The organism is Flagellimonas marinaquae, assembly GCF_003992675.1.
GTDB classification, from domain to species: domain Bacteria; phylum Bacteroidota; class Bacteroidia; order Flavobacteriales; family Flavobacteriaceae; genus Flagellimonas; species Flagellimonas marinaquae.
In genome coordinates this window covers 104,071-130,314 of record NZ_RZMZ01000005.1, presented here as the reverse complement: position 1 = coordinate 130,314, position 26,244 = coordinate 104,071, and the positions used below count along the sequence as shown (strand labels likewise).

Genomic DNA, 26,244 nt, shown 5'->3' with positions numbered 1-26,244 from the left:
AGTCCTCGGCATTATCAAAGTTGTCACCGTCAAGGTCATCGTCGGGGGTTGTCGGATCACAGTCATCATCGATACCGTTGTATGGGATTTCTTCTGCATCAGGGTTGATGTTAGCATTGTCATCGTCACAGTCCTCGGCATTATCAAAGTCGTCACCGTCAAGATCATCGTCAGGAGTGGTCGGATCACAGTCATCATCGATACCGTTGTATGGGATTTCTTCTGCACCTGGGTTGATGCTAGCATTAAAATCATCACAATCTTGGTCTGAAAAGACGCCATCTTCATCAAAGTCTATGGTGCCAACTCCATAATGAAGGCTTAAATACTCCTTTATGGCAATTGCGCAGGCTTGGGAGAATTGTTCCCGAACCGTTACTCCACCGTTGATACGTATATCTTGATCACATTCGATTTGAAAAGCATCCATTGTGTTACTAAAATGGGCTCCATGCTCAAATACATTAAAGCCTCCATTAAAGTAGGGTTCGTTGTCGTTTGGGAAAGGATCAGCTGGGCTGGGTACCGCAGGGTATCCTTTGTTATCTATCAATGCTCCAAAACTAAAAGGTCCTCGTACCAATTCGGAATGCATCAGGTTGAGTGGATTGTTGTTAATAAGGTTCTTGGTACTGTTTCTATTTATGTAGAAAGGCGTATTTAACGTTGGGTCGGACTGTTGTAGGTCGTCTGGGGTTAAAATATAACCTAGTTCAATTCGTTGAATCGGGTGACCATGTCCATGCAAGTCGATAAAGAGTCCCCTGCCAAAATCTTGGGTAATTTTTGTTTTTGCGACTTCAATATAATTTTGATAATTGTTCCATGCTTGTTCTCCTATAGGATCTCCATCAGCTCCTTCTCCTATTGGCCGATTGTTATCCAGTTTACTCCTGTCTAAGAGATTGATAATCACGTGGGGGTAATGTCCGGTATGTTCAAAAAAGTACTGGGTAATACTTCTTCCAATTTCTTGTGTGAAGGAGTCTCGCGTATACACGCAACCATTACAATTCCTATCTGCAATTTCATTAGGTGTTTCATAACCACCATGGGGAACTGAAATGATCAACGGGTAGTTTCCTGCGATATATTCAATATACCCTGTGTTATCAAAATAACTCTGTCCAGGTATTTGGGCTTGGGAATACCAGTTTACACCGAGAAGAACAAAAGGGAGCAATAGTGCCTTTGTAAAGTGATGAAACCATTTCATAGCATAACCTTTTTTGGGGAACGATCATTGGCGTTCCATGTATTGAACAACTACATTTTTGGGTTATGCTGAATACTGATTTAAAGATACGATGGTTTGAATATAAAATGTGCAGTGAATTGACGGATGGGCCTTTTGAATTGACGGATGAGCCTTAAAGGAGGCATCTGTAGTTTAATTTAATAATAGCTGTAAGTGTATTCTATGGATTTGATAGCTACTGTACTATTAATTAGCACATTAGAGTTGGAATGGATTATTGGATTTTGGACCAAATTCCTTTCCAACGATATGTTCTGATGAATTTGCCCTCTTTTTTGGAAACATACTTTGCCTGCCGCTGGAGAAGGGCCTTCAAAAAACCCCAGATGGCTTGAATGTATAAACCGGGACTTTTGGCCTGCCAAGCCATTTTTAAGGCTGCAATTTTGGTCAGTACGAGCCCATACCTCATTTTATACATTGCCACCCCTTTGGATTGATAGTTTCTAGAGCTATACCCATGTCCTGTAGGGCGCAGATGTTTTACCTTAAGTTCGGGAAGGGTCAGGGTGTCAAAACCATGGTATTGGGCCAAAAGTATATCCACGGTATCCCAACCTACACCGGAACGCAATCCACCTATTTTGTGAAAACAGGCATTGTGATACAATTTAATGGGCCCTCGGATGTGGTTTTTGTTCGCTATGTCTTCATATACCCATTCATCACCATTTTGAACGAACAACAATCCGGAACACATCCCCAGTTTCCAATTGGCCTGAAACTGGTTGACCATGTTTTCGAAATAATCTTGAGGGAGAACAATATCGGCATCAAACTTACCGAGAAGGTCGTGTTCTGAAGCATGTTCCAATCCAAAGTTAAAGGTGTCCACCACTTTTTTTCCGGGAATGTGCTCATCGGTCGACTTACGTTGAACAGCTTTTATCCACAGGTGTTTTTGGGCATAACCCTGCGCTATGGCAAAGGTGTCATCCGAAGAATTGTCATCCACTACAATCAGCTCATTGGGCAGATAGCTTTGACCAACAAAGGAATCGAGGCACTCCTTTAAAAAGACTGCTTCGTTGTGGGCAGGGATGATGATACTGATGCGCATGGTGAAAATTCAAAAAAATGGCAAACCCTAAATTATTTTGGGATTCGCTCGGCATAAACAATATAATATCTATTGGTGAAGTAGCGCAGTAGGGGGCGAAATCCAATTTTTTTGGTAGGGTTGGTCCATTTGGCCGAGTCTTTTATCGTCCATCCTGCTTTTTCCAAAAGCCAATCAAATTGCCAATCCTCAAATTCGTGATAATGTCGATCCCAAGGATCAGTTTTACTTCGATAAGCAGGAGAAAACCATAGACGCAACGGAATACTTGCTACCAACTTGTTGGCTTTAATCTCCTTTAGAATGTTGAAGGGAGCGACCAAATGCTCAAAAATTTCGAAGGCCGTAACCACATCTGCTTCTGATTTTGCGGAATTTTCGAACTCAATGTCCAAATCTTCGCCTTTAGTATTTTCCACTTGGTATCCGTTGGATTTCATAATCTCGGAAAACGGATTCTCAACGCCCAGGTCCAAAATGGACTCAGAGGGATTGATGTGCTTTTTTAAAAACGCTAAAGTATGCCTGTAGCGCTTGTTCGGAAAGTTGTTTTCGTACATTGGCTAAAATTCCAAAAAACAAATCACAAATCCCAACTAAGTTTGCGTTTAGTGAGATGCTGATGGGGCCATTTGGCTATTCTTTGGGCTTTAACGGGGATTTTAATATCTATAAACAATCGCATTCACGTTCATTCCGGCACCGACACTTGCAAAAATGATGACATCTCCTTCTTCGACTTGATGTTTGGGCAATTTACCTTTCAATACCATATCAAACAAGGTGGGTACAGTGGCTACGGAACTATTTCCCAAGTCTTGGATGCTCATGGGCATGATATTTTTGGGCACTTCCTTGCCATACATCTTATAGAATCTTTTAATGATAGCCTCGTCCATTTTTTCATTCGCTTGATGGATGAAAATTTTCTTGACATCGTCAATGCTTACCCCGCTATCATCCAAACAAGCGGCCATGGCCTTGGGTACGTTGATGCAGGCAAATTCATATATTTTTCTGCCTAGCATTTTAATGTATCTTGTATCTGCGCAGGCTTCAGGGCTATTGGATTTATCAAAATAGAGATAATAGGCTTCTTCATTGGCGTAGGTGACCGAGGCATGTGACAGGATTTCCCCATGTGAGGGGTTTGCCTCCAAAATTGCGGCTCCGGCTCCATCTGAAAAAATCATACTGTCACGGTCGTGATGGTCGACGACCCGAGATAGCGTTTCCCCTCCAATGACCAAACATTTCTTGGCCATGCCACTTTTAATGAATGCGTTGGCCTGAATCAAACCCTCAATCCAGCCAGGGCAACCAAAGATTAGGTCGTAGGCTACGCATTTTGGGTTTTGGATACGTAACAAATGTTTTACTCTTGTGGCCAAACTGGGCAAGGTGTCTCCCTGTATTTTGCCGTGGGTAACGTCACCAAAGTTATGGGCAAAGATGATGTAATCCAGCTCTTCTTTGTCTATTCCCGCATTGGAAATGGCCTCTTCTGCCGCCAGGAAACCGAGGTCGGACGTTTTTAGCTCTGGCTTGGCATACCGTCGGTTGGCGATTCCGGTGATGGCTTGGAATTTTTCGATGATCACGTCGTTGTGCTCCTCAAAGGCAGTTCCGTCCGTTTCCATGAATTTGTGCTGTAAGAAATCTTCGTTCTTGGTCACAATTGATGGGATATAACTTCCTATGCCTGTAATACCAATTTTCATGAGTTGTTGAGGTTTTAATGTATCTAATGTAATACATTCAAAAAAGAATATTATGCATGCATAATATGTTTTACAATATCCAAAAGATAACCTATCTCGGGCTGGAAACGAAAAAAGCCTTGATCTATTTTCAGGATCAAGGCTTTTCGTTAAGGTTTATCGTGGTTTTTAGGCCTCTACGTAATCTTCAATGGGTGCACATGTGCACATCAAATTACGATCCCCAAACGCTTCGTCGGTTCTCCTTATGCTGGGCCAAAACTTATTTTCGGCAACATAGGGCAATGGAAATGCAGCTTTTTCGCGGCTATATGGATGACTCCAAGAGTCGCTTGTGAGCATGGCCAAGGTATGTGGCGCATTTTTAAGCACATTGTCCGTTTCATCTGAAGCAGCTTCTTCAATTTCTGCACGAATGGATAACATGGCTTCACAAAAACGATTCAATTCGGCCAAGCTTTCACTTTCTGTAGGTTCGATCATCATGGTACCGGCTACTGGGAAAGAAACCGTAGGGGCATGGAACCCATAATCGATAAGTCGTTTGGCGATATCCGTTACTTCAATGCCATTCGCTTTAAAAGGCCTACAGTCGATGATCATTTCGTGGGCAGCGCGTCCGCGTTCACCTGTATAGAGTACATCAAACTTGCCCTTCAACTGGTCTTTGATGTAGTTGGCGTTCAAAATGGCGGCTTCGGTCGCTTTGGTAAGTCCTTCGCTACCCAACATTTTAATATATCCGTAGGAAATCAAGCAAACTAAAGAACTGCCCCAAGGTGCCGCAGAAATAGCTGTAATGGCTTTTTCACCACCCGTTTCTATTACCGGGTTGGAGGGCAAGAAGGGTTTTAGTTGTTCGGCCACGCAAATGGGACCTACACCTGGACCACCGCCTCCGTGGGGAATGGCAAAGGTTTTGTGCAAATTGAGGTGGCACACATCGGCTCCAATAGTAGCAGGATTGGTGAGTCCAACCTGAGCATTCATGTTGGCACCGTCCATGTACACTTGTCCGCCATTGTCGTGTATGAGTTTGGTGATTTGCCTAATGGATGACTCAAAAACACCATGAGTGGAAGGGTATGTCACCATTAAGGCGGCTAGATTATCGGCGTATTTCTCTACTTTTTCTTCCAAATCCGCGATATCGATGTTTCCTTTTTCATCGGTTTTGGTCACTACTACTTGCATTCCTGCCATTACAGCGGAAGCTGGGTTGGTTCCGTGTGCAGAGGCGGGAATTAAACAAATATTTCGGTGTCCTTCCCCTCTGGATTCGTGGTAGGCACGGATGACCATCAGCCCTGCATATTCCCCCTGTGCCCCTGAATTGGGTTGCAAGGAAGTTGCGGCAAAGCCTGTGATTACATTTAATTGTTCTTCCAATGATTGGAGCACCTCTTGGTAGCCTTGTGCCTGATCAACCGGCGCAAAGGGATGGATATTGCCCCATTCCGGCCAGCTCAATGGCAACATTTCTGAAGCTGCGTTCAATTTCATGGTGCAACTTCCCAAAGAAATCATGGAGTGGTTCAACGCCAAGTCCTTTCTTTCCAATTTTTTGATGTAGCGCATCAACTCTGTTTCCGAATGGTAGGAATTAAAGACCTCGTGCTGCATGAAAGGAGCTTGTCTTTGCAGGGTTGATGGGATCTTAACTTCGCTATTCTTTTCAACGAAAAAATCTTCTTTGTTTCCTGTAAAGTGCGCGAATAATTTTGTCAATTTGATGACATCTTCATCAGAGGTGGCTTCGTTCAAGGAAATTGAAATGGTCTTATCGTCAACATAGTTAAAGTTGATGCTAGAAGATTCCGCCATCTCCTTGATTTTGGAGGCATCTCCCACTTCAATCTTCAAGGTATCAAAAAAGGAAGTGTTCAATTGCTTTAGTCCGAGCTTTTCTACTGCTGTTGCAATGTTGCAGGCCTGTCTATGCACTTTGTTGGCTATATACTTTAATCCTTCCGGACCGTGATATACGGCATACATTCCTGCCATTACGGCCAAGAGCACCTGGGCCGTACAAATGTTGGAGGTTGCCTTATCCCTTTTGATGTGCTGCTCCCTTGTTTGGAGCGCCATACGAAGGGCTGGGTTGCCATCGGTATCTTTGGTAATCCCTATGATTCGGCCAGGAATGTTTCTTTTGTAGGCATCTTTGGTGGCAAAAAAGGCGGCGTGTGGTCCACCATACCCCAATGGGATTCCGAAACGTTGAGTGGTGCCCACTACGGCATCAACACCCCATTCCCCGGGCGGGGTAAGCATCACAAGGCTTAAGATGTCCGCGGCAACAGCTACTTTGATATCGTTGGCATTGGCGTGTGCAACAAAGGATGCATAGTCATTTACCTGACCATGTTTTCCTGGATACTGCAAAAGTGCTCCGTAAAAATCTGTGGAGAAACCGAATGTTTCATGATCTCCGATAACCAGTTCAATACCCAAAGGAATCGCTCGCGTTTGCAACAAACTCAGTGTTTGTGGAAGTATTTCTTCGGATACGAAAAACTTAACGGCACCGTCCTTTTTCTGTTGGCGACTGCGTAGCTCGAACAACATGGTCATGGCTTCGGCCGCTGCGGTACTTTCGTCCAAAAGTGAGGCATTGGCAATTTCCATTCCAGTAAGGTCGGCAATCATCGTCTGGAAATTCAGTAGGGCTTCCAATCTGCCTTGGGCAATCTCGGCTTGGTATGGCGTGTAGGCAGTGTACCACCCTGGATTTTCCAAGATATTTCTTTTGATGACCGATGGTGTTAGGGACTCGTGGTACCCCAAGCCAATGTAGCTTTTAAAAACCTTGTTCTTTTTGGCCAGCGCATGCAGATGGTTCAGGAACTCGTGTTCGCTGATGCCTTGCGGAAGGTCCAACGGTTTTTTTAGTTTGATGTCATCGGGAATGGTCTCGTTGATGAGCTGTTCCACACTTTCCACCCCAATGGTTTCGAGCATGTGGGGCAAGTCTCTTTCTGTGATGCCAATGTGCCTGGCAGCAAATACCTCTGTGTTCATGTTCAATCCAATAAAGTGCACAAAATTAGGGATTAATTCGATGAAAATGGTCAATTTTGATAGTCGATGGAGCAAAGTTGTTAACCACCAATTAACCTTTGGCCTTAGGATTGGGATTTTACCGCATGAGAACCTTAAAAGCATTATTTGATTTTTATCTGGATGCCAGTATTCACGTGGCCATAGCGGTGATTTCCTTGGCAGGGGTCACTTTTTATTTGTTAGGTACTTCATTGGATTTGCATCTGTTGGGTTTCATTTTTTGCAGCGTGATCGTTTGCTATAATTTCATCAAATATGGAGTGGAAGCCTATAAATACCTCATTGTCTCCAATGCCTACCACAGAATCATCCAAATATTCAGTTTCGTGTCCTTTGTGTTTGCCCTGTATTTTTTGGCCCAGTTGGACAGCAACATTTGGGTGGCTACGGCCGTCTTGGGAGTGTTGTCCGCACTATATGCCATACCTCTTTTGCCACGGGCGAAGAATTTGCGGAATCTGGCCGGACTAAAAATTTACATCGTTGCCTTCGTGTGGGCCGGTTTCTCGGTTTTGTTGCCCGTATTGAATTCGGATATTCCATTGAATTGGGACTTTTCGGTCACCTTCATCCAACGAATGGTATTGGTTTTGGTATTGATTGTACCCTTTGAAATTAGGGACTTGCAATGGGACGACCGTAGTTTGCGAACATTGCCCCAAGTCTTGGGTGAGCGAGCCACTCGACGATTGGGAATGGGGCTGACCTTAATTTTCTTTTTGTTGACTTTTTTAAAGGATACGATGCATCCCATGGAGGCGGAGCTGCAATCCGTAGTATGTGTGATGCTTTTGGTAGTGCTGGCTTCGCATGAACGGATGAAATCCAAATACTTTGTAATGTTTTGGGTGGAAGCTATCCCTATTTGTTGGTTTTGCCTTTTTTGGTGGGCAGAACGCTTTGTGGGTTAGCGTTTCTCCTTGAGATCCCTTTTCATTTTCTTTTTGTCCTCGTCGGATAGCATGGTGAGCCCTGCTTTGTCGCACAAAGAAGTTAGCTCACTGTTCTTTTTGGAGTACAACTGACAGGTTTTGCAATAGAACAAATGAAAGCGTAGCTTAAAAATGTCCCACCAACTTGCCTCTTTATATTGGGACTTATCACAAATACTAGATGCCTCTTTACACGAAATCTTCATACCTAAAACCAGTTTTCATTTAAGCAACCCATAAGTGCAGTTCTTGCCCTATGGATCATTACCCAAAGGTTGGACGGATTTATATCCAGTTCATTACAAACATCTTCGGTACTCATTCCTTGGATTGTTTTTAATTTGAAAACCAACGCCTGCTTCTGTGGAAGTTTGGTAATACAATCCTGTATGGCCAGCCCCAACTCCTTATTTTCAAGGATGTTATCGCCATCCTTGCTAAATGGGTCGGCTACTTGCTGTTCCAACCAGTCACCTTCGGCATCGGAATCGGAGCTGTAATTGATGCGTACCTCGGCCTTGCCTTTTTTTGAATTTATTTTTCGGTAATGGTCGATTACTTTTCGCTTAAGAATGGATACCAACCAAGTCCGCTCGGCAGCATCGCCCTTGAAGTTTTTGGCCGAATTCAGACCTGCAAAAAAGGTTTCTTGTACCAAGTCCTTTGCAATTTCCGCATCACTCACGCGCGAGACTGCATAGTTGAAGAGGTAGTCTGCATATTGATCTACCCAATTGTCCGGTTGAAGTTGATGTTTGGCCATTTTCGTTTCGAATTACCAAATGTAGTGGTTTTTGGACAGCTAATCCATCTTTAGGCCCATTTAGACGTATAAAAGGTTTCAGTCTAACAGCCGGATAAAGGTTTAACAAAGGTTTTTGATTCGCCTGCTTAAAATAGCTCACAAGTTAGCTATGATTTCCTTGATATCCGCGGAGTTTAAAGGCTTGATCAAATAATCCGAGATTTCATCAATTCTTTTGGCCCTTTTTATATCCTTGGGATCCATGGAGGAGGAAACCATGTATACTTTGATGGACTTTTTTAAACTGGGAAGCAGTTCCACAAACTCCTCCATAAACTGAAAACCATCCATTACGGGCATGTTGATGTCCAGAAAGATAATGTCGGGAAGCTTATCCTCGTCATTCTGGTGCACCACAATATATTCCAGTGCTTCGGCACCATCGGAAAAGGTGCGGGTAGAACCTACTGCTGGAATACTTCTGAGCGTTACTGCGATAGTAAATTGGTAGATATCATCATCATCAATCACAAAGACATTAACCGGTTCCATAATCGTCAACAGTTATAGATTAATAAAAAAAGAAGTGCCCTTGCCTTCTTCGCTTTCAGCCCAGATTTTTCCGCCCATGGCATCAACCTGGGCTTTTGTTATAAACAATCCGACACCTTTGGCGTCATCGTTTCTATGGAAAACCTTGCTGAACCCAAACAGTTTGTGCCCGTTCTTTTTAAGATTGATTCCCAATCCATTGTCCCTAAACTCGAGCTGTACCGCTCCATTATTCATCCTGGATTGGACAAAAATTTCTGGAGCTCGGTCTTTTGCCTTGTATTTTAGGGAGTTGCTGATCAGGTTGATGAAAATGCTCTCCAAATAGACCTTGTTGTACATCACTTCGGAAGCCTCGGAAAAATCGGAGGTAATGATGGCATTGGTCTTCAAAATTTCGGCAGCGAGCATTGCCTTGGTACGTTCCAAAGTTTTATCAAATTGGCATTTCTCTAGGGCTTGTTGCGAGCTTTTTTTGATGAGCAGGGACTCTACAAGGGTATCCAGGGTCCACGTAAGGTGGTTGGTTACCGATTCTATTTTGTCGATGATCATCTCCTTTGTTTTGGAATCGCTTTCCGTTTTATAAATGTCCAACAAAGCATTGAGATTGCTGACCGGGGACCTCAGGTTGTGTGATGTGATCTGATTGAACTCTTCCAATTGCCTATTTTGGGCCTTTAGTCGCTTCGCTGATTCCTTCAAGCTTTTGTTGGTTTCCATAATCCGATGAGCGGCCTGTTTTTGGTCCGTAATGTCCCTTAGTGCAATGGAGACCAGAAGCCCTTCGGAGGTTTCGAGTGGGCTTAGGGTTACTTGAACGGGTGTTTGAAAACCTGATTTGTTCTGAACAAAAAAATCAAGATCCGCAGGAAGCCCGGTATGCTTTGGAGCTTTAAAAAAAGTCTCGGCATAATATTCCATGGTGTCCCAAAGTCGGTTTGGCACCAGAACGGTCACGGGTTCATCAATAAGTTCCGATGATTTATAGCCAAACATTTTCTCTGCCTGTTTGTTGATGAGCTGGATAACACCTTTTCTATCAACAATGACCATAGTGTCCGGTGCGGAATCCAAAAGCCCCCTAAACTTAATTTCGGACATGCGCTGCTCGGTAATGTCCTGGGTGGTCCCGATCATTTTGATTACGTCGCCTTGCGGATTCATGATAAGTTCACCGATCAACTCCACGGTACGGATACTGCCATCCTTGTGCACAATGCGGTGCATAAATTTTCGAAATCGCTTCTCGGCGATGAATTCTTGGGCATTTTCCCGGAACTCTTGTCGGTCATCGGGATGTATTGCTTCTATAACACGCTCAAAATGGATGGGAGTGCCCACTTCCAGGCCAAATATGCGATATAGGTTGTCCGACCAGAGAATATTATCGGCCACGATATCCCACTCCCAATAGCCAATTTGTGAGAGCTGCTCGGCAAGATTCAGTTGTTGAATTTTTTTGGTAAGCTCAATTTTTATTTGTTTCCTTTCTGTAATGTCTTGCAGGAAACCGAATAATTTGACACAAACGCCATTTTCCATTTTTGGATTTCCGACATTGCGCACGTGTTTGATATTGCCTTTGGCGGTTACCACCTCCATGTCCAAATCATAAGCCTCACCTTTTAAGATGGCATTTTGCATGGCATCACGGGCCATATCCCTGTAGTGGCCTTCATTAAAAAAGGAAGCGAGATTATCCAAGGATGGGACAAAATCATTTGGGACTTCGGTGATTTCACGGGTAACATCGCTCCAATAGATTTCATTGGTGGCTACGTTAAGTTCATAAATTCCAAGTTTGGCAAGTTTGACGGTTTCTGTAAACAAACTATCTACTCCAAAATCCTCAATGTCCCAATTTTTCATATACTTCGGGGTTGGTTATAACAAAGCAAGCCTTGATTATTTATGGGAACTTTCAAGCTTTAAAGGTCAGGTAATGCAATTTTCTTAAAAAGATAGTAAATTTCCATCAATTTTCTAATTGCACCTACAAATTGTTGTAAAAACCACTATTATTTGGTTACCAACCCTGCCCGTTCCAACAAGGCGTCAATGCTTGGTTCGGCCCCGCGAAATTTCTTGTAGAGTTCCATAGGATTTTCAGTTCCTCCCTTGGAAAGCACATATTCCTTGAACCTATCGGCAACCGTTCTACTGAAAATCCCATTTTCCTTGAAGTAGGCAAAAGCATCTGCATCCAAAACCTCGGCCCATTTGTAACTGTAGTAGCCGGATGAATAACCCCCTTGAAAAATATGGGAAAAGGACGTGCTCAAACAGGTTTCGGGTGTTTTTGGGAACAGATCGGTACTCTCAAATGCTTGATCTTCAAAGGCTTTTACATCTGTTATATTTGATGGGTCGTCACCATGCCAAGCCATGTCCAACAATCCAAAGCTCAATTGGCGAACCGTGGCCATGCCTTCTTGAAATGTTGCGGATTCCTTTATTTTTTCCACCAGTTCTATGGGAATCAATTCACCTGTCTCGTAATGATGGGCAAAGAGTTCCAAAGCCTCTTTTTCGTAGCACCAATTTTCCATCACTTGGCTGGGCAGTTCCACAAAATCCCAGTACACGGAAGTTCCGGATAGGCTAGGGTAGGTGGTATTGGCCAACATACCGTGCAGCGCATGTCCGAACTCATGGAAAAGCGTAGTTACTTCGTTGAAGGTAAGCAGCGACGGTTTTGAGCTTGTCGGTTTGGTAAAATTGCATACGTTGGAAATGTGCGGCCTATTGTTTTTGCCATTTAAAACGTACTGTGGCTTGTAACTGGTCATCCAGGCGCCGCCTCTTTTTCCTGGTCTTGGGTGGAAGTCAGCATAAAACAGGGATATGAAATCCCCATTTTCATAGACTTCAAAGGTTTTCACTTCCTTGTGGTATTTGTCCACATGGTCCACTTCCTTGAAGGTAAGTCCAAAGAGTTTTTCCGCAACTCGAAACACCCCATTGATTACATTTTCGAGCTTGAAATAGGGTTTTAGCTTTTCGTCATCCAAATTGAAGAGTTTTTGCTTCAATTTTTCGGAATAGTAAGCGCTGTCCCATTTTTCCAAACGGTCGATGTTGTCCAGCTCCTTGGCGTAGGCCTCCAATTCTGCAAATTCAAGTTCGGCCGCGGGTTTAGACTTTTCCAAAAGCTCGTTTAAGAAGTCCAACACTTTCTCTGGAGTCTCTGCCATACGTTCTTCGAGTACAAAATGGGCATGTGTTTTATAGCCCAATAACTTGGCTCTTTCGTGGCGAAGCTTCACGATTCTTTTCACGTTTTCTTGGTTGTCCAGCTCGTCATTATGAAACCCTTTGCTGCCAAAGGCCATGGATAGTTCCTTTCGCAATTCCCTGTTTTTGGCATATTTCATAAAGGGGATGTAGCTCGGATAGTCCAAGGTAATGAGCCAACCTTCTTTGCCTTTGGATTCCGCTAGTTGGGCAGCGGCTTCTTTGGTGCCATCGGGAAGCCCCTCGACATCTTTTTCATCCGTCAGCAACATCTCGTATTTGTTCGTCTCGGCCAATACATTTTCACCAAAGGTGAGTTTCAGTTTGGCAAGTTCTGTGTCGATTTCCCGTAGGCGTTTTTTGTTTTCTTCGGTTAAATTGGCCCCATTTCGGCTAAAGTTCTTGTATTTCTTCTCCAAGAGCGTCTGTTGCTCTGTGGTCAGGTTCAAAGAGTCTCGTTGCTCGTAAACGGCTTTGATGCGTTTAAAAAGTCCCTCGTTCAAGGTAATGTCATTACTGAATTCGGATAGCAAGGGGGACACTTCTTGGGCTATTTTCTGAATCTCTTCGTTGGTTTCGGCAGAGTTCAGATTGAAAAAGATGCTTGAAATCCTATCCAGTTGTTGACCTGAAAAATCCAAGGCCTCCAAGGTGTTTTCAAAAGTGGGGGAATCTGGATTATCGACGATTGCATCAATTTCTTTTTTGGCATCTTCGATGGCCTGAAGAAAAGCCGGTTTAAAATCTTCATTCTTTATTTGGGAAAATGGTGCCTGATCAAAAGGCTCCAATAATGGGTTGTTCATACTTGTTGTTTCTGCTCTTTGTTCTTTAAATAGGTTACGGCCCAATCACTTATTAGATACGCAAATCCGATAATGGATGACAATACGGCTACGGTGAGGGCCGCGAAGCTTTTTGCTTTGGCACCGCTAGTCATTTTGTTCATCGCGGCTATGGCTTCATCGGAATACTCGTTCAAATCCACAAAACCGTTTCCGTTGGTATCGTATTTTTGGGCATAACTGGAAATGAATTGCCAGCGTATTTCCACATAGATCAAAATGGCCGAATACAGGAAAAAAACCAAAAGGCCACTTTTCCAAAGTCCTTTGATGAAAGGGCTCCTTACTTTTTTCAGCGTAAAGCCAAAAAAGGCGATGGCGCAAATCCCTACCAAAATGCCAATTTGGTTGAAGTTCATGAGCTACGGGGTTACTACTTAGAATTTTTTCTGCACCTCTTCGGCACCCTTGATTACTTTTTCTTTGAGCCCTTCTTTGTAGGCAATGATGTTGTCCATTATTTGCTTGTTGGAACTTCCGATAATCTGTGCGGCAAGGATACCAGCATTTTTTGCGCCGTTCAAGGCTACCGTTGCCACTGGAACGCCCCCGGGCATTTGTAAAATGGAGAGCACGGAGTCCCACCCATCAATGGAATTGCTACTTTTTACAGGAACTCCTATAACGGGCAATGGGGACAAGGATGCGACCATTCCAGGTAAATGGGCAGCACCTCCAGCACCAGCTATAATGGCGGCATAGCCATTGGTGTGCGCACTTTTGCTAAAACTGAACAATTTTTCGGGGGTACGGTGTGCGGATACGATATCCACATCCACATCCACTCCCAATTCCTTCAAAATATCGATGGCGTCTTGCATAACGGGAAGGTCGCTTGTACTTCCCATAATAACGGCTACTTTGCTCATATCTTATTTGCTTATCACTTTGATGGTTTCCTTTACTTGCTGCGCCACTTCCCTGGCCCTAGCCATATTTTCGTCCACGATGGTAACGTGTCCCATTTTGCGGAAAGGGCGGGTTTGCTTTTTACCGTAAATATGGGGTGTTACCCCGTCCATTTCCAATATTTTTTCGATGTTTTCGTAGACTACATAACCGGTATGACCTTCGGCTCCTACCAAATTAACCATAATTCCGGCGACTTTACTATCCGTTTTTCCCAACGGGAGTCCCAAAATGGCCCTAATGTGCTGCTCAAATTGGTTGGTATAGCCCGCTTCGATGCTATAATGACCGCTATTATGGGGTCGAGGGGCGGATTCGTTAACCAGAATCTGGTCGTCTTGGGTCTGGAACATTTCCACGGCCAATAGGCCTACGTGTTTCATGTGTTCCGAAACTTTCAATGCAACTTCCCTTGCTTTTTGTGCCACTTCATCATCAATTCGTGCTGGGCAGATTACGTACTCTACTTGATTGGCCTCTGGGTGAAACTCCATTTCTACCACGGGGTAAGTAACCACTTCACCTTTTGTGTTTCGCGCTACTATGACGGCCAATTCGTTTTTAAAGTCGATCATTTGCTCGGCAATACACTCCACATTGGGAAGGTCCTTTAGATCTTCCATGGTCCGTACTACCTTGACTCCTTGTCCATCGTAGCCAAATTGGGCACTTTTCCAAACGAAGGGCAATGATAGCCCTCCATTGAGGATGCTATCCTCGATTTCCGAAGTATATGCAAATCGGGTAAAGGGTGCCGTTGGTATATTGTGGTCGGTGTAAAACAATTTTTGCACCGCCTTATTTTGTATGGTTCTCAAGGTTTTTGTCGGTGGGTAGACCTTGATTCCCTCGTGTTCCAACTTTTCAAGGGCGTTTACGTTGACGTTTTCAATTTCAATGGTAAGCACATCAACATCCTTCCCGAAGGCAACGACCGCATCAAAATCCATCAAACTGCCCTGTACAAACTCATTACAGGCTATTTTGCAGGGTGCTTCGGCCGAGGCATCCATAACTTTCGTTTGGATGTCCCATTTCCGTGTTTCGTAGAGCATCATTTTGCCCAATTGTCCACCACCTAAAATTCCCAGTTTAAAGTCAGAAGAGAAAAATTGCATTGATCTGTATATTGAATGTGGGCAAAAATACATGAAATCCACGAGGGTATAAAAGATGTAGGGGCTTAGGAGTGCTAAAAATAGTATCTTTGCCAACCTGACCATAACTTGAGAACATTGATCAAACTCCACGACAAGTACTTTCAGCCGTATTTAAAGGAAGAACAAATCCTTGCTGCCATTGATAAAATGGCCAAGGAAATTGCTGCGGATTACAAAGATGAAACGCCATTGTTTGTGGGGGTGCTCAATGGAGCCTTTATGTTTGTGGCGGATTTTTTGAAGGCTTACCCGTACCCTTGCGAGGTTTCTTTTGTGCGATTGAGTTCTTATCAAGGCCTTACTTCAACGGGCATTGTGGAAACACTGTTGGATGTGCCCGATGAGCTGGAAGGGAAAAGTGTCATTATTTTGGAAGATGTGGTCGATACAGGACGAACCTTGAAGCAGTTGGTACACCTGTTTTCCAATAAGAATGTGAAGGAGTTCAAAATAGGAACGCTTTTTTACAAATCGGATATTTACAACGGGGAATACGCCATCGATTATGTGGGGCTGGAAATCCCCGATTATTTTATAGTGGGATACGGACTGGATTACAATGAACTGGGCCGTAACCTTAGAGAAGTTTACCAATTAAATCAAACAGATATGATCAACCTAGTGCTTTTTGGAAAGCCAGGAGCAGGAAAAGGGACCCAAGCAGGCTTCCTTAAGGAAAAGTATAATCTAAAGCACATTTCCACAGGGGATGTGTTCCGTTTCAACATTAAAAATGGGACCGAACTCGGTACCTTGGCAAAATCCTATATTGATAAAGGGGAATTGGTGCCGGATGAAGTGACTATCGATATGTTAAAGGCCGAGGTAGAGAAAAACCCGGATGCGGCAGGTTTCATTTTTGACGGTTTCCCACGAACTGCGGCGCAGGCACAAGCCTTGGATAACTTTTTGGAGTCTAAGGACATGAAAGTGAATGCGACCATTGCGTTGGAAGCTGAGGACGATATTTTGGTGGAACGCTTATTGGAACGTGGCAAGAGCAGCGGGCGCTCCGATGATCAAGATGAGAGCAAGATCCGTAACCGTTTTGACGAATACAATGAAAAAACGGCTCCGCTCAAGGCCTACTACGAAGCACAGGGGAAATTCCACTCCGTAAATGGAATTGGTGAAATCGAGGAGATTACCCAGCGCTTGAGCAAGGTAATCGATTCCCTGTAATTGATTTCCATAACGACTTTTTTATTTTAGAATATGACCGAAGGAAATTTTGTCGATTATGTAAAGGTGCACATTGCTTCCGGAAACGGGGGCAAGGGTTCTGCGCATTTGCGTCGAGAAAAATATGTGGCCAAAGGTGGCCCTGATGGAGGTGATGGTGGTCGAGGAGGTCATGTCATAATCAAAGGAAACAAAAACTTATGGACCTTGGTCCATTTTAAGTTCCAAAAACATTTTAAGGCAGGGCACGGAGAGCACGGCAGTAAAAGCCGGAGCACTGGAGCCGATGGTGAGGATGTGTACTTGGAAGTACCTCTGGGAACCGTGGTGCGCGATACCGAAACCAACGAAATCCTCTTTGAAATTACCGAGGATGGTGAAGAAAAAGTGGTGCTCGAAGGCGGTATGGGCGGATTGGGGAACTGGCATTTTAAGAGTGCCACCAATCAAACCCCTAGATATGCCCAGCCTGGAATCAAAGGTCAGGAAGGCCACCTTACCTTGGAATTGAAGGTATTGGCCGATGTGGGTCTGGTGGGCTTTCCCAATGCTGGGAAATCCACACTACTTTCGGTGATGACCTCTGCCAAGCCAAAAATAGCCAATTACGAATTTACTACCCTAAAGCCCAACTTGGGCATTGTGGAATATCGGGATTTTCAGAGCTTTGTGATGGCCGATATTCCCGGAATTATTGAAGGAGCTGCTGAAGGCAAGGGGCTTGGACACTATTTTTTGCGCCATATTGAGCGCAATGCCACCTTGTTGTTCTTGATTCCAGCGGATAGCAAGGACATCAGCCAGGAATACAACATCCTATTGGACGAGCTGAGACGTTACAATCCCGAGTTGCTGGACAAGGAGCGTTTGGTGGCCATTTCTAAATGCGATATGTTGGATAAAGAGCTTATCGAGGAAATGGATGCCGATATGAAAGAGGATTTCAAGGATGTTCCCTACACGTTCATCTCTTCCGTTAGCGGTTTGGGGATTCAGCAGCTCAAGGATAGGCTTTGGAAGCTGTTGAACGAATAATATCCCTTCTTCGGGTACTTCAGCAATTTATTCATTATTTTTAGGAGAATCCAAAAGTCCGAAAATGCGAACTGTTCTGCCCATAATATTGGTGCTTCTATTGGCATCCTGTAGCTCCGTGAGGGTGAATTATGATTACGATAAAACCATCGACTTTTCAGGATATACGACCTACAATTACTACCCGGATATGAAATCGGGCTTAAGCCAGTTGGATGAAAGACGATTGTTGCGAGCTTTGGATTCGACGTTAAAGTCCCGTGGTTATCGTTTGGCGGAGGAGCCGGAATTGTTTGTCAACATCATTAGCGAGGAGTATAGGGGCGCCCCAAACAACAATGTTGGCGTAGGCATAGGCGGTACGGGACGAAACGTAGGTGGGGGTATTTCCGTTGGGTTGCCCTTGGGTGGGTCCAATTGGAAACGTAGCATCCAGTTTGACTTGGTGGATGCCCAGCGCGACGCCCTCGTTTGGCAAGCAACCGCCGAAAGCGGGCTCCGCGACAATGTATCGCCAAGCGTTCGGGAAGAACAGCTCCGTGCGGTAGTCAAGAAGGTGTTTTCCAAGTTTCCTCCAAAAGTAAAATAGAACAAAATCAGCTATTTACGATTTTTTTAAGACCCATTTGCAAGGTTTTTACCGTTCGGTGGGTCAAAATGACCACTTGTCATAAATCACTTCTATGGACAAGAATGGTCCATTACTTTAGCATCATCAAAATATCTTAAAACCGAACAATCATGATAGCACTTGCCAAATTGATCATCACACTTTTAGTTAGTATCATTTTATAATCCGCGAGGACCTCACATCAAAACATCACTATGAAAAAGTTTACAACAAACCAGAAAATAGTCTTGATTATTGGAATCGTAGGCGTTGTCACTGCCTTTATAGGCAAAGTAAATGGTTGGGAATACATGGAGTTTTTTCCAGTTTTTTACGCAAGCACGAGTATGATTTGGATTTCATTCGTCTCAAATAAAAAATCGTGCTGCAAAGCTTTAAAAAGCAGGGAGGCACAAAACTCCTAACCTCCGCACACAGATCAAGTTTAATGTATATTTGAGCCATTTGTGCTCCAAAGGATGGAATTAAGTTCGCGTAAACGCAATATTGCATTTTGGACCCTACAGTTGTTGGGGTGGGGGTTTATCAACTCCATTTCTATTTTGGTTCCTCACAACCTTAGTTGGGAACTAACCGTTTTTTCGGTCGTTGTGGGTATTTTTATCGGAGTATTCAGTACTTCTTTACTACGATGGTATCTCAAAAAAAATGTCCATTTTGATTCTTTTGGAGGGAAGGAAGTCATCAAAATCATAGTATCCACCTTGTTGGCGGCCTTACTCTTCGGTCTATTGAACATCCTCTTTGGATATATTTATGTGGAGTTCGGTCCAGAACTGACGGAGATGGAACAGAAGATGTTCGAAGGATACGACAAAATTATGATTCAAGTGCTGAACTCTTTGTTTTTGGTGGGTGCTTGGACAATCACCTATTTGGTGATCAAATTGCTCTTGAAACTGAATCAGAACAGAATAGAACGGTTGGAGTTGAACACGACCCTGAAACAGGCACAATTGAATACGTTAAAGGGACAAATCAACCCACATTTTATGTTCAACAGTTTGAACAATATTCGAGGGTTGATGCTGGAAGATGTGGACCGTTCTCGGGAAATGCTCACCAAACTTTCTGAAATCCTACGTTATTCGTTGACCAAGAACAACATTAACGATATTCCTGTGCGGGAAGAGCTAGAGGTCGTGGATAACTATATCGATCTGTCCAAAATCCAGTTTGAAAATCGTTTGGAGTTTGTAAAACAAATAAAGGATGATACGCTGGATTTAAGGATTCCACCGATGATTATCCAGTTGTTGATTGAAAATGCAGTAAAGCACGGTATTTCCAATCTAAAGAAAGGTGGACGGATATTGCTTTCCATTTTCAAAACGGATAAGGATTTGTACATTGAGGTCCGAAATACCGGTAAATTGGAGATTTCGAAGGATTCTACCCAATTGGGATTGAAAAATATAGAACAGCGGTTGAAACTATTATATGCCGATAAGGCTTCCTTTACGTTGGAAGAAATATCCGATGAGGTGGTGGCACAAATTAAAATTTTGGTGGAATGAACATTAGGGCGGTCATAGTGGAAGATTCCAGGTTGGCCCGGAACGAGCTAAAGGAACTCATCAAACTTCATGATGATTTGGAGCTTGTGGGAGAGGCGGCCAATGTGGACGATGGGGTGGAACTGATAGAAAAGGAGTCTCCCGATCTACTGTTTTTGGATATCAACATGCCCGAAAAGGACGGTTTTGATCTGTTGGAACTACTCGATGAGGTGCCCATCACCATATTTAATACCGCTTACGATGAGTATGCCATAAAATCCTTTGAGTATAATGCATTGGACTATTTGCTCAAACCCGTGAGCAACAAACGTTTTGATATGGCCTTGGAAAAGGTTCGCGAAAAAATGTCGCATAGGTCCAATGAATCAGCTGCTACCACAAAACTGACCAAGCAAAGTCAAATCTTTATTAAAGATGGGGAATCCTGTTGGTTGGTAAAAATCAGTGATATTTCCATGTTCGAGATTGTGGGGAACTACACCCGGGTCTTTTTTGACGATAAAAAGCCCATGCTCTACAAATCGCTCAACCAGGTGGAAGAAAAATTGCCGGACGATTCGTTTTTTAGGGCGAATCGGCAACAGATTGTCAACACGGACTATATAGAAAACGTAGTGCCATGGTTCAATGGCAAGTTAAAACTTACCATGAAGAATGGGGAAGAGGTAGAGGTCTCCCGCAGGCAATCCTACATTTTTAAGGATAAAATGAGTTTGTAAAGAAAAGAGACTGTCTAAAAAACTAGTGAAACAGGTCATTCTGAATTCCTGCCGGTAGGCAAGGTATCTCAGAATTTCATCGTTCTGGTAAACAAATCATTATGAGAACCTGAAACAAGTTCAGGTTGACAAAAATCAAGTTTTTAGGCCGCCTCTTTCAAAGCGTTTAAGCCCGCAACAGGTCTTTGTACCTATCCTTATATCCTACCAACACCAAAATATTAAGAATCAATAGTCCCAGGGCTGGTCCAATGTTGCCCATATCCAAGGTGGCATGGAAAAGTACCGCATTCACGGACACGCTCATTAAAACCAAGGCCATTAAGGCGCCATACTTATTGAAAATTAGCGCAAGTCCCGCCAAAATTTCCACGATGGCCACCAATTGGATGGTGTAGGTGGAGGATAGTCCCCCAAAATAGTTCATTGCCGGTTCGGACATTTCACCTCCAGCGGGAATAAAATTGAGAAATTTGTTCAATCCGAATATCAGGACAAAAAGTCCCAAGAGGATACGGATTCCCAAAAAAACTTTAGAGTTCATAGGGTTAATGATTTATTGGTTACTTCATAAAAGTACCTAAAAAACAAATAGCTATGATTTTCTTGGTCAAGTTATTTTACTGGTAGTAAGGGGTTTATAGTGATCTTAGCAATCCGCCATCAATCGGGATATTGGTTCCCGTGATAAAAGCGGCCTGTTCCGATGCCAAGAAAGTCACCAAATAGCCATATTCCTTTGGGTCGCCAATCCGTTTTACAGGTACTTGCTCTTCCATGTTGCTGCGGACATCTTTTGGGGCGACATCCTTATTTCCGTTTTTTTTGGCGTTTGGTTGTGTCGTAGGGGCGTTTAACCCCCCCCCATATTTTCCCAAAATCGGGAATAGACCTACTAACATGAATGTATTCTTTCTAAGCAAAAAAGTAGTATGTTTATTCCAAATAAGTAGGGATATAAGGAATTAGCTTTATATCCAATAGTTACCTACAAGCATTAAGACAAAGATTGTTTTGAATAGAAGTAGTTTGTAATAAAAGTTACTGATAATTCAAAATAAATAATACATTTTTGACTATATAAAATAAAAATGATGAAAAAGTCAATAATGATTTTGGCTGGTGGGTTAATCCTTATAACAGCTTGTAACAAAGATGAAGGTGAAGTAGTTCCTTTAACTGAACAAGAAAAAACAGATTTGCGTTTTCTTAGAGAAGAAGAAAAATTGGCTAGAGATGTTTATGTTTATTCATACAATAAGTATGGACAGAGTATTTTCAACAATATTTCTAATAGTGAACAATCGCATATGAATAGTGTTTTAAACCTACTTAATAACTATGGATTGACTGACCCTGTAATCAATGATGCTTATGGTGTATTTTCAAATAGCGAATTACAGACACTTTACAATGAATTAACAATTAAATCAGACTCCTCACTTAATAAAGCATTAGAGGTGGGTGCGAACATAGAAGATTTGGATATCAATGATATTGATATTTTTAAAAAGCACACAACAAATATTGATTTAATCAATGTTTATGATAACCTTAGTTGTGGTTCAAGAAACCATTTACGAAGTTTCGTTGGACAGTTAGGGTCATACACCCCCGTTTATATCAGTCAAACAGAATATGATGCTATAATTAACTCTTCAAATGAACAATGTGGTCAATAATTCTTCAAAAGATTAAGCCGTAAAAATAGCAGGAAGAAAAAAACGCCCAGTAGGTAACAAAGTGTATAATTAATGGCGGGTTTGTGTTAAATTTCGAGATTTTAGCATTTTACAAACCACGTGTTAAATCCAAAGTATAGTGCTTCATAACCCGCCACTACTCATACACCGAACGTTGTGCTTAATTAGAAATGACTGACGAAAACGATAAATACGCTAAAGTTCTGTTCCGATACCACAGTAATGTTTTGGACGAAATAACTGTGGAAACCATGTGGGCAATCAAAATTGACGAAAAGAACGGGATTTATAAGTTGGACAGTATTCCGTTTTATGGACCTCTAATTGCAACGGATGATGAATTCTATGCAGAATTTGACGAATCAGAACAGATGCTGACTTATCGTGAGACAACCAAGCCATCGGGCAATTCAATTGTATTAGTCTCAATAACTAAAGAAGGGATTGATAAAGAGAACATTCGAGACGATTTTAAATCAATAGGTTGCACATCAGAAGGATTAAATGAAAGTTACTTTTCCATGGAAATACCTAGATCTTCTGACTATTCTACAATTAAGAGAAAATTAGATGGGTATGAGGAACAAGGTATATTTGAATATGCCGAACCTTGCTTGTCTGAAAAACACAGAAATGAAATAAAATACTAAGCACAACAATGGCTAAAAAGTCATAGCTGCCCTGCGGGACAGCAACGCTTTTAAGCCGGAACGTTGATGGCAATATCCCTTCGGGAACGCAAAACCACGCACGCAGTACGCTCCCCTTTTGCTGATTGCCATGGGGTGTAGCTTGGAAAAATTACCAATTTTTGGTAATTTTGAATAAATACCTGAGCTATGAGTAAAAACACATCCATATCCCTTGGCAATTATTTTGACCAATTTGTGAGTAACCAAGTTTCAGCTGGAAGATATAAGAATGTAAGTGAAGTAATCCGAGCCGGACTTCGACTTTTAGAGCATGAAGAAAGTAAAGCTACTGCTTTGAGAAATGCAATACAGGAAGGAATTGACAGCGGAATTGCTCACGATTTTAACCCGGACGAACATCTTCAGGAATTAAAAGCCAGACGTAAAAAGAATGGCTAAATATGAACTGACCCATAAAGCAGTTGAGGATTTAACTGGAATTTGGGAATACACAATTGAACAGTGGTCTGAACAACAAGCTGATAGCTATTATAACCTGCTATTAGACAGTTGCCAAGACATTGCAAACAACCCTGAGTTGGGAAAAAACTACGATGGAATAACCAAAGACTTATTCGGGCTTAAAACAAGCCGATATATCATTTTTTATCGAAAACGAATTAACCAACCGATTGAAATTACGAGAATTTTACACGGACAAATGGATTTAAAAAACAGAATAACTGAATAGAAATACTACACCTAACAAGGTATCCTATGAAAAGCCCTAAGGGTCTTTAATTTACAACGACTTTAGGAGTCCGCCATCAATCGGGATATTGGTTCCCGTGATAAAGGCCGCCTGTTCCGATGCCAAGAAGGTCACCAAATAGCCATATTCCTTTGGGTCGCCAATCCGTTTTGCAGGTACTTGCTCTTCCATATTGGAGCGGACTTCATCTGGGGTAACACCCATTTTTTCCGCTTTTTTGGAGTTTAATTGCGCAATGCGGTCGGTGTCAAAATAACCTGTTAGGGTACTGTTTACCGTAATCCCATCTTTAGCAACATCGTAGGCCAAACTCTTGGCCCAGGTAACCACGGCAGCTCTAATGGTATTGGAGAGTGCCAAATAGTTCAATGGTTCCTTTACCGAAATGGATGCAATGTTGATGATACGTCCCCATTGTTGTTCCTGCATGTGCTTTAAGGCCAGTTCTGTCGTGTACACCACCGACTTGAACAGCAAATCGAAGGCATTCTGATAATCCTCCACTTTCTTTTCCAGGGCACCGCCACCTTCGGGACCTTGCGTATTGTTGACCAGGATATCCACGGTGTTGGTCTCGAAATACCTTGCTATTTTACTTTTGTAGGCTTCAAAATCGGTAAAATCCACGGACAGGAATTGGTGTTGTTGTCCTTGCGAACTGTCCATTTCCCGAACCAATTCTTGCATCCGTCCTTCGCTACGCGCCATCAGGGTAACACTCGCGCCACTTGCAGCCAGTTGTTTGGCAATGGCCGCTCCAATGCCCTTACTACTTCCCCCAACAAGGGCGTTTTTTCCTTTTAGTGAAATGTTCATCGGTATTCTTCTCTTACAGGACTGAAAATATCCATCAACTTACATGGGGTGAGTGCTTTTCCACTATGGGGTACATTGGAAGGGATAATGACCACATCTCCTGGATGGTAAGTGCCTTTTTTCCCATTTAGGGTAAATTCAAAAGTGCCTTCTACCACATGCATGATCTGTTCATGGTCGTGCTGGTGTTCGGGCACTTCCGCATGTTGGTCCACATCCCAGAACACCCAGCTCATACGTTCGCCATGCACTAATTTTCCGTGGTATCCGGGCATTATTTCCCTTGGTTCAATTTCTGATAGGTTCATTGATTTCTGATTTTAGTGCCAATATAAAAATTAATAGGCAGCCTCCCTATTTGCAATGGCTTCGGCAATGTTTATTTTTGCTGCTTAAAACGAGAATGATGCAGGTACATTTTATAGGTTTGGGTGAAATCAGTTTGTTCAATTTAGCCATTTCCTTGCACAAAAAGGGAGAAACGGTTACAGGAAGTGATGAGAAGTTTGATGAATCCCTTAAGTCCATTATGCAAGAACAGGGACTATTGCCCAAAGGTGCCGGCTGGTTTTCGGATAGTATCCATGCCCGATTGGATGCCGTAGTGATCGGTTCCCAAGTAAAACATGATAACCCCGAATTGGTTAAGGCGCAAGAACTGGGCTTGCCGCTATTTTCTTTTCCCGATTTTCTTTACGAACAGACCAAATACAAAACACGGGTGGTAATCGCTGGTTCCCAACACCAGGGGACTGTTGCCAAAATGATCTTACATGCGCTCGATTATAATGAGGTAGCAACAGATTATGTGACCCAAACATCAAATGGAATACACCTAACTACAGAGAACGACTTTATTTTGATAGAGGCAGGAAATGGTGTTTCATCATCATTGGATAGTACGCCCCAATTCCAAAAATATATTCCAAACATTGCCCTACTAAGCGATATTTCATCGCCTAAGGATACCGATTCGGAACCATTTGCCCTTTTTGTGGATAGCATTGTCAAAGGTGGAAGCATCACCTATAACGATGAGGATTCTACTGTAAAGGAACTTGTGGAAGCTTCGGAAAACCCCATTCGAAAATTTCCATACAGCACCCCGGCCTATCAGGAGGCAAATGGAGAAGTATTTCTCGATACACCGGATGGCGAAATGCCCTTGGAAATTTCAGGAGCAGACGATTTAAGAAGCATGGCTGGAGCCAAATGGATATGCCAACAAATGGGCGTGGACGAGGTTGAGTTTTACGAAGCGATGTCTACTTTCCATTAAAAAATCAAACCCCAAATTGCCGTAAATGGTGATCTAGGTGCTTGTATTGCATCTGCCCCCACTGTTCCGCGGTAAAGGAACCGAATGCAGGATGTGGGTCCCACTCTTTTTTATCCTTTTCTTGGTGAAAATCACGGATAAGGCCTATAAGCACTTCTTTTTCAGCAGCAAAATCCTTATCATCTTCAACTTTAAAGCTTTTGGCGGTTGGCAGGTTTTGTTTCCATGGCTTATCGTTGTAAAGGCTCTTCTTAAAAAATTTGCCCAGTACCTTTAGCATCAGGCTGGGTTTGTTTTTTGGATTGTACCTTCCCAATCCTATTTTTAAGGGATATTGGCAATGGTGCAGCATTTGGCCTACCTGCATTTTCCCCCATCGTCTTTCAGAAGATTCGGATAGCTGGTCGATGCGCGATAAAACTTCTTCGTAGGCTTCCGTGTTGAAAATCGATTTCATATCCAAGGATTTATAT

At 42.9% G+C, this 26,244-nt stretch carries 29 protein-coding genes; 11 read left to right on the top strand and 18 right to left on the bottom strand.

The features are described 5' to 3' along the window. From EO130_RS03460 to gcvP, 5 genes are all read right to left on the bottom strand, one after another. A partial coding sequence (locus EO130_RS03460) for a MopE-related protein (RefSeq protein ID WP_206513118.1) occupies positions 1-1,216 on the bottom strand: 1,216 nt, incomplete at its 3' end. Positions 1,217-1,472: 256 nt separating this feature from the next. Then, positions 1,473-2,318 (bottom strand): glycosyltransferase family 2 protein, encoded by an 846-nt coding sequence (locus EO130_RS03455; RefSeq protein ID WP_127140132.1) that lies wholly within the window; start codon positions 2,316-2,318, stop codon positions 1,473-1,475. Between the two features lie 32 nt (positions 2,319-2,350). After that, positions 2,351-2,878, bottom strand: coding sequence for a class I SAM-dependent methyltransferase (locus tag EO130_RS03450; protein WP_127140131.1), 528 nt, complete (start codon positions 2,876-2,878; stop codon positions 2,351-2,353). Between the two features lie 102 nt (positions 2,879-2,980). Continuing rightward, positions 2,981-4,039, bottom strand: coding sequence for a 3-oxoacyl-ACP synthase III family protein (locus EO130_RS03445; RefSeq protein ID WP_127140130.1), 1,059 nt, complete (start codon positions 4,037-4,039; stop codon positions 2,981-2,983). A 168-nt stretch (positions 4,040-4,207) separates the two neighbouring features. Then, positions 4,208-7,060, bottom strand: a complete 2,853-nt coding sequence (gcvP, locus tag EO130_RS03440; protein ID WP_127140129.1) for an aminomethyl-transferring glycine dehydrogenase — start codon at positions 7,058-7,060, stop codon at positions 4,208-4,210. Between the two features lie 125 nt (positions 7,061-7,185). On the opposite strand from gcvP, the gene EO130_RS03435 reads away from it, so the two are divergent. Then, positions 7,186-8,013, top strand: a complete 828-nt coding sequence (locus EO130_RS03435; protein WP_127140128.1) for a UbiA prenyltransferase family protein — start codon at positions 7,186-7,188, stop codon at positions 8,011-8,013. Here EO130_RS03435 and EO130_RS03430 read toward each other — a convergent pair. The 8 genes from EO130_RS03430 to EO130_RS03395 form a co-directional block, all read right to left on the bottom strand. Further along, positions 8,010-8,240, bottom strand: coding sequence for a hypothetical protein (locus EO130_RS03430; protein WP_127140127.1), 231 nt, complete (start codon positions 8,238-8,240; stop codon positions 8,010-8,012). The two genes, EO130_RS03435 and EO130_RS03430, sit on opposite strands and share 4 nt — an antisense overlap. 2 nt (positions 8,241-8,242) lie before the next feature. After that, complete coding sequence (locus EO130_RS03425; RefSeq protein WP_127140126.1) at positions 8,243-8,797, bottom strand: sigma-70 family RNA polymerase sigma factor; 555 nt, start codon at positions 8,795-8,797, stop codon at positions 8,243-8,245. A gap of 138 nt (positions 8,798-8,935) precedes the next feature. Beyond that, complete coding sequence (locus tag EO130_RS03420) at positions 8,936-9,331, bottom strand: response regulator (protein WP_127140125.1); 396 nt, start codon at positions 9,329-9,331, stop codon at positions 8,936-8,938. A 12-nt stretch (positions 9,332-9,343) separates the two neighbouring features. Continuing rightward, the gene (locus tag EO130_RS03415; protein WP_127140124.1) at positions 9,344-11,203 is read right to left on the bottom strand and encodes a sensor histidine kinase; all 1,860 of its coding nucleotides are present in this window, start codon (positions 11,201-11,203) and stop codon (positions 9,344-9,346) included. A gap of 149 nt (positions 11,204-11,352) precedes the next feature. Beyond that, positions 11,353-13,374 carry a M3 family metallopeptidase gene (locus tag EO130_RS03410; RefSeq protein ID WP_127140123.1) on the bottom strand — a complete coding sequence of 674 codons (2,022 nt, stop codon included), beginning with the start codon at positions 13,372-13,374 and terminating at the stop codon, positions 11,353-11,355. Continuing rightward, complete coding sequence (locus tag EO130_RS03405) at positions 13,371-13,772, bottom strand: hypothetical protein (RefSeq protein WP_127140122.1); 402 nt, start codon at positions 13,770-13,772, stop codon at positions 13,371-13,373. Before EO130_RS03405 ends, EO130_RS03410 begins: the two co-directional genes overlap by 4 nt. Positions 13,773-13,790: 18 nt before the next feature. Next, positions 13,791-14,282 carry a 5-(carboxyamino)imidazole ribonucleotide mutase gene (gene purE / locus EO130_RS03400; RefSeq protein ID WP_127140121.1) on the bottom strand — a complete coding sequence of 164 codons (492 nt, stop codon included), beginning with the start codon at positions 14,280-14,282 and terminating at the stop codon, positions 13,791-13,793. Positions 14,283-14,285: 3 nt separating this feature from the next. After that, positions 14,286-15,440: a 5-(carboxyamino)imidazole ribonucleotide synthase gene (locus tag EO130_RS03395; protein ID WP_127140120.1), complete on the bottom strand. Its 1,155-nt coding sequence runs from the start codon at positions 15,438-15,440 to the stop codon at positions 14,286-14,288. 117 nt (positions 15,441-15,557) lie between these two features. On the opposite strand from EO130_RS03395, the gene EO130_RS03390 reads away from it, so the two are divergent. From EO130_RS03390 to EO130_RS03370, 5 genes are all read left to right on the top strand, one after another. After that, positions 15,558-16,664, top strand: coding sequence for an adenylate kinase (locus EO130_RS03390; protein WP_127140137.1), 1,107 nt, complete (start codon positions 15,558-15,560; stop codon positions 16,662-16,664). A gap of 33 nt (positions 16,665-16,697) precedes the next feature. Continuing rightward, entirely contained in the window at positions 16,698-17,699 is a 1,002-nt protein-coding gene (obgE, locus tag EO130_RS03385) for a GTPase ObgE (RefSeq protein WP_127140119.1), read from the top strand. 64 nt (positions 17,700-17,763) lie between these two features. Beyond that, positions 17,764-18,288 (top strand): DUF4136 domain-containing protein, encoded by a 525-nt coding sequence (locus EO130_RS03380; RefSeq protein WP_127140118.1) that lies wholly within the window; start codon positions 17,764-17,766, stop codon positions 18,286-18,288. A 500-nt stretch (positions 18,289-18,788) separates the two neighbouring features. Beyond that, the gene (locus EO130_RS03375; protein WP_127140117.1) at positions 18,789-19,847 is read left to right on the top strand and encodes a sensor histidine kinase; all 1,059 of its coding nucleotides are present in this window, start codon (positions 18,789-18,791) and stop codon (positions 19,845-19,847) included. Next, positions 19,844-20,569 (top strand): LytR/AlgR family response regulator transcription factor, encoded by a 726-nt coding sequence (locus EO130_RS03370; protein WP_127140116.1) that lies wholly within the window; start codon positions 19,844-19,846, stop codon positions 20,567-20,569. The genes EO130_RS03375 and EO130_RS03370 overlap by 4 nt, the downstream gene beginning before the upstream one ends. Positions 20,570-20,735: 166 nt before the next feature. On the opposite strand, the gene EO130_RS03365 is transcribed toward EO130_RS03370, so the two are convergent. Then, positions 20,736-21,113: a DoxX family membrane protein gene (locus EO130_RS03365; protein WP_127140115.1), complete on the bottom strand. Its 378-nt coding sequence runs from the start codon at positions 21,111-21,113 to the stop codon at positions 20,736-20,738. Positions 21,114-21,207: 94 nt separating this feature from the next. Next, positions 21,208-21,471, bottom strand: coding sequence for an SDR family oxidoreductase (locus tag EO130_RS15670; RefSeq protein ID WP_313781246.1), 264 nt, complete (start codon positions 21,469-21,471; stop codon positions 21,208-21,210). A 192-nt stretch (positions 21,472-21,663) separates the two neighbouring features. On the opposite strand from EO130_RS15670, the gene EO130_RS03355 reads away from it, so the two are divergent. The 4 genes from EO130_RS03355 to EO130_RS03340 all read left to right on the top strand — a co-directional run bounded on the left by EO130_RS03355 (position 21,664) and on the right by EO130_RS03340 (position 23,655). Then, on the top strand, positions 21,664-22,251 hold the full coding sequence (locus EO130_RS03355) for a DUF2202 domain-containing protein (RefSeq protein WP_206513117.1): 588 nt from the start codon (positions 21,664-21,666) through the stop codon (positions 22,249-22,251). A 191-nt stretch (positions 22,252-22,442) separates the two neighbouring features. Further along, positions 22,443-22,922 (top strand): DUF4265 domain-containing protein, encoded by a 480-nt coding sequence (locus EO130_RS03350; protein WP_127140113.1) that lies wholly within the window; start codon positions 22,443-22,445, stop codon positions 22,920-22,922. 189 nt (positions 22,923-23,111) lie between these two features. Further along, positions 23,112-23,363, top strand: a complete 252-nt coding sequence (locus tag EO130_RS03345) for a type II toxin-antitoxin system ParD family antitoxin (protein ID WP_127140112.1) — start codon at positions 23,112-23,114, stop codon at positions 23,361-23,363. Next, a complete protein-coding gene (locus tag EO130_RS03340) occupies positions 23,356-23,655 on the top strand; it encodes a type II toxin-antitoxin system RelE/ParE family toxin (protein WP_127140111.1) in 300 nt (99 codons plus the stop codon). The genes EO130_RS03345 and EO130_RS03340 overlap by 8 nt, the downstream gene beginning before the upstream one ends. Before the next feature lie 51 nt (positions 23,656-23,706). On the opposite strand, the gene EO130_RS03335 is transcribed toward EO130_RS03340, so the two are convergent. Next, positions 23,707-24,492, bottom strand: coding sequence for an SDR family oxidoreductase (locus EO130_RS03335; RefSeq protein WP_127140110.1), 786 nt, complete (start codon positions 24,490-24,492; stop codon positions 23,707-23,709). Then, positions 24,489-24,800 (bottom strand): cupin domain-containing protein, encoded by a 312-nt coding sequence (locus EO130_RS03330; RefSeq protein WP_127140109.1) that lies wholly within the window; start codon positions 24,798-24,800, stop codon positions 24,489-24,491. Before EO130_RS03330 ends, EO130_RS03335 begins: the two co-directional genes overlap by 4 nt. Positions 24,801-24,895: 95 nt before the next feature. Between EO130_RS03330 and EO130_RS03325 the strand changes: the two genes are divergently transcribed. Then, positions 24,896-25,771, top strand: coding sequence for a Mur ligase domain-containing protein (locus EO130_RS03325; protein WP_127140108.1), 876 nt, complete (start codon positions 24,896-24,898; stop codon positions 25,769-25,771). 4 nt (positions 25,772-25,775) lie between these two features. On the opposite strand, the gene EO130_RS03320 is transcribed toward EO130_RS03325, so the two are convergent. After that, positions 25,776-26,228 carry a DUF1569 domain-containing protein gene (locus EO130_RS03320; protein WP_127140107.1) on the bottom strand — a complete coding sequence of 151 codons (453 nt, stop codon included), beginning with the start codon at positions 26,226-26,228 and terminating at the stop codon, positions 25,776-25,778. Positions 26,229-26,244: the final 16 nt, after the last annotated feature.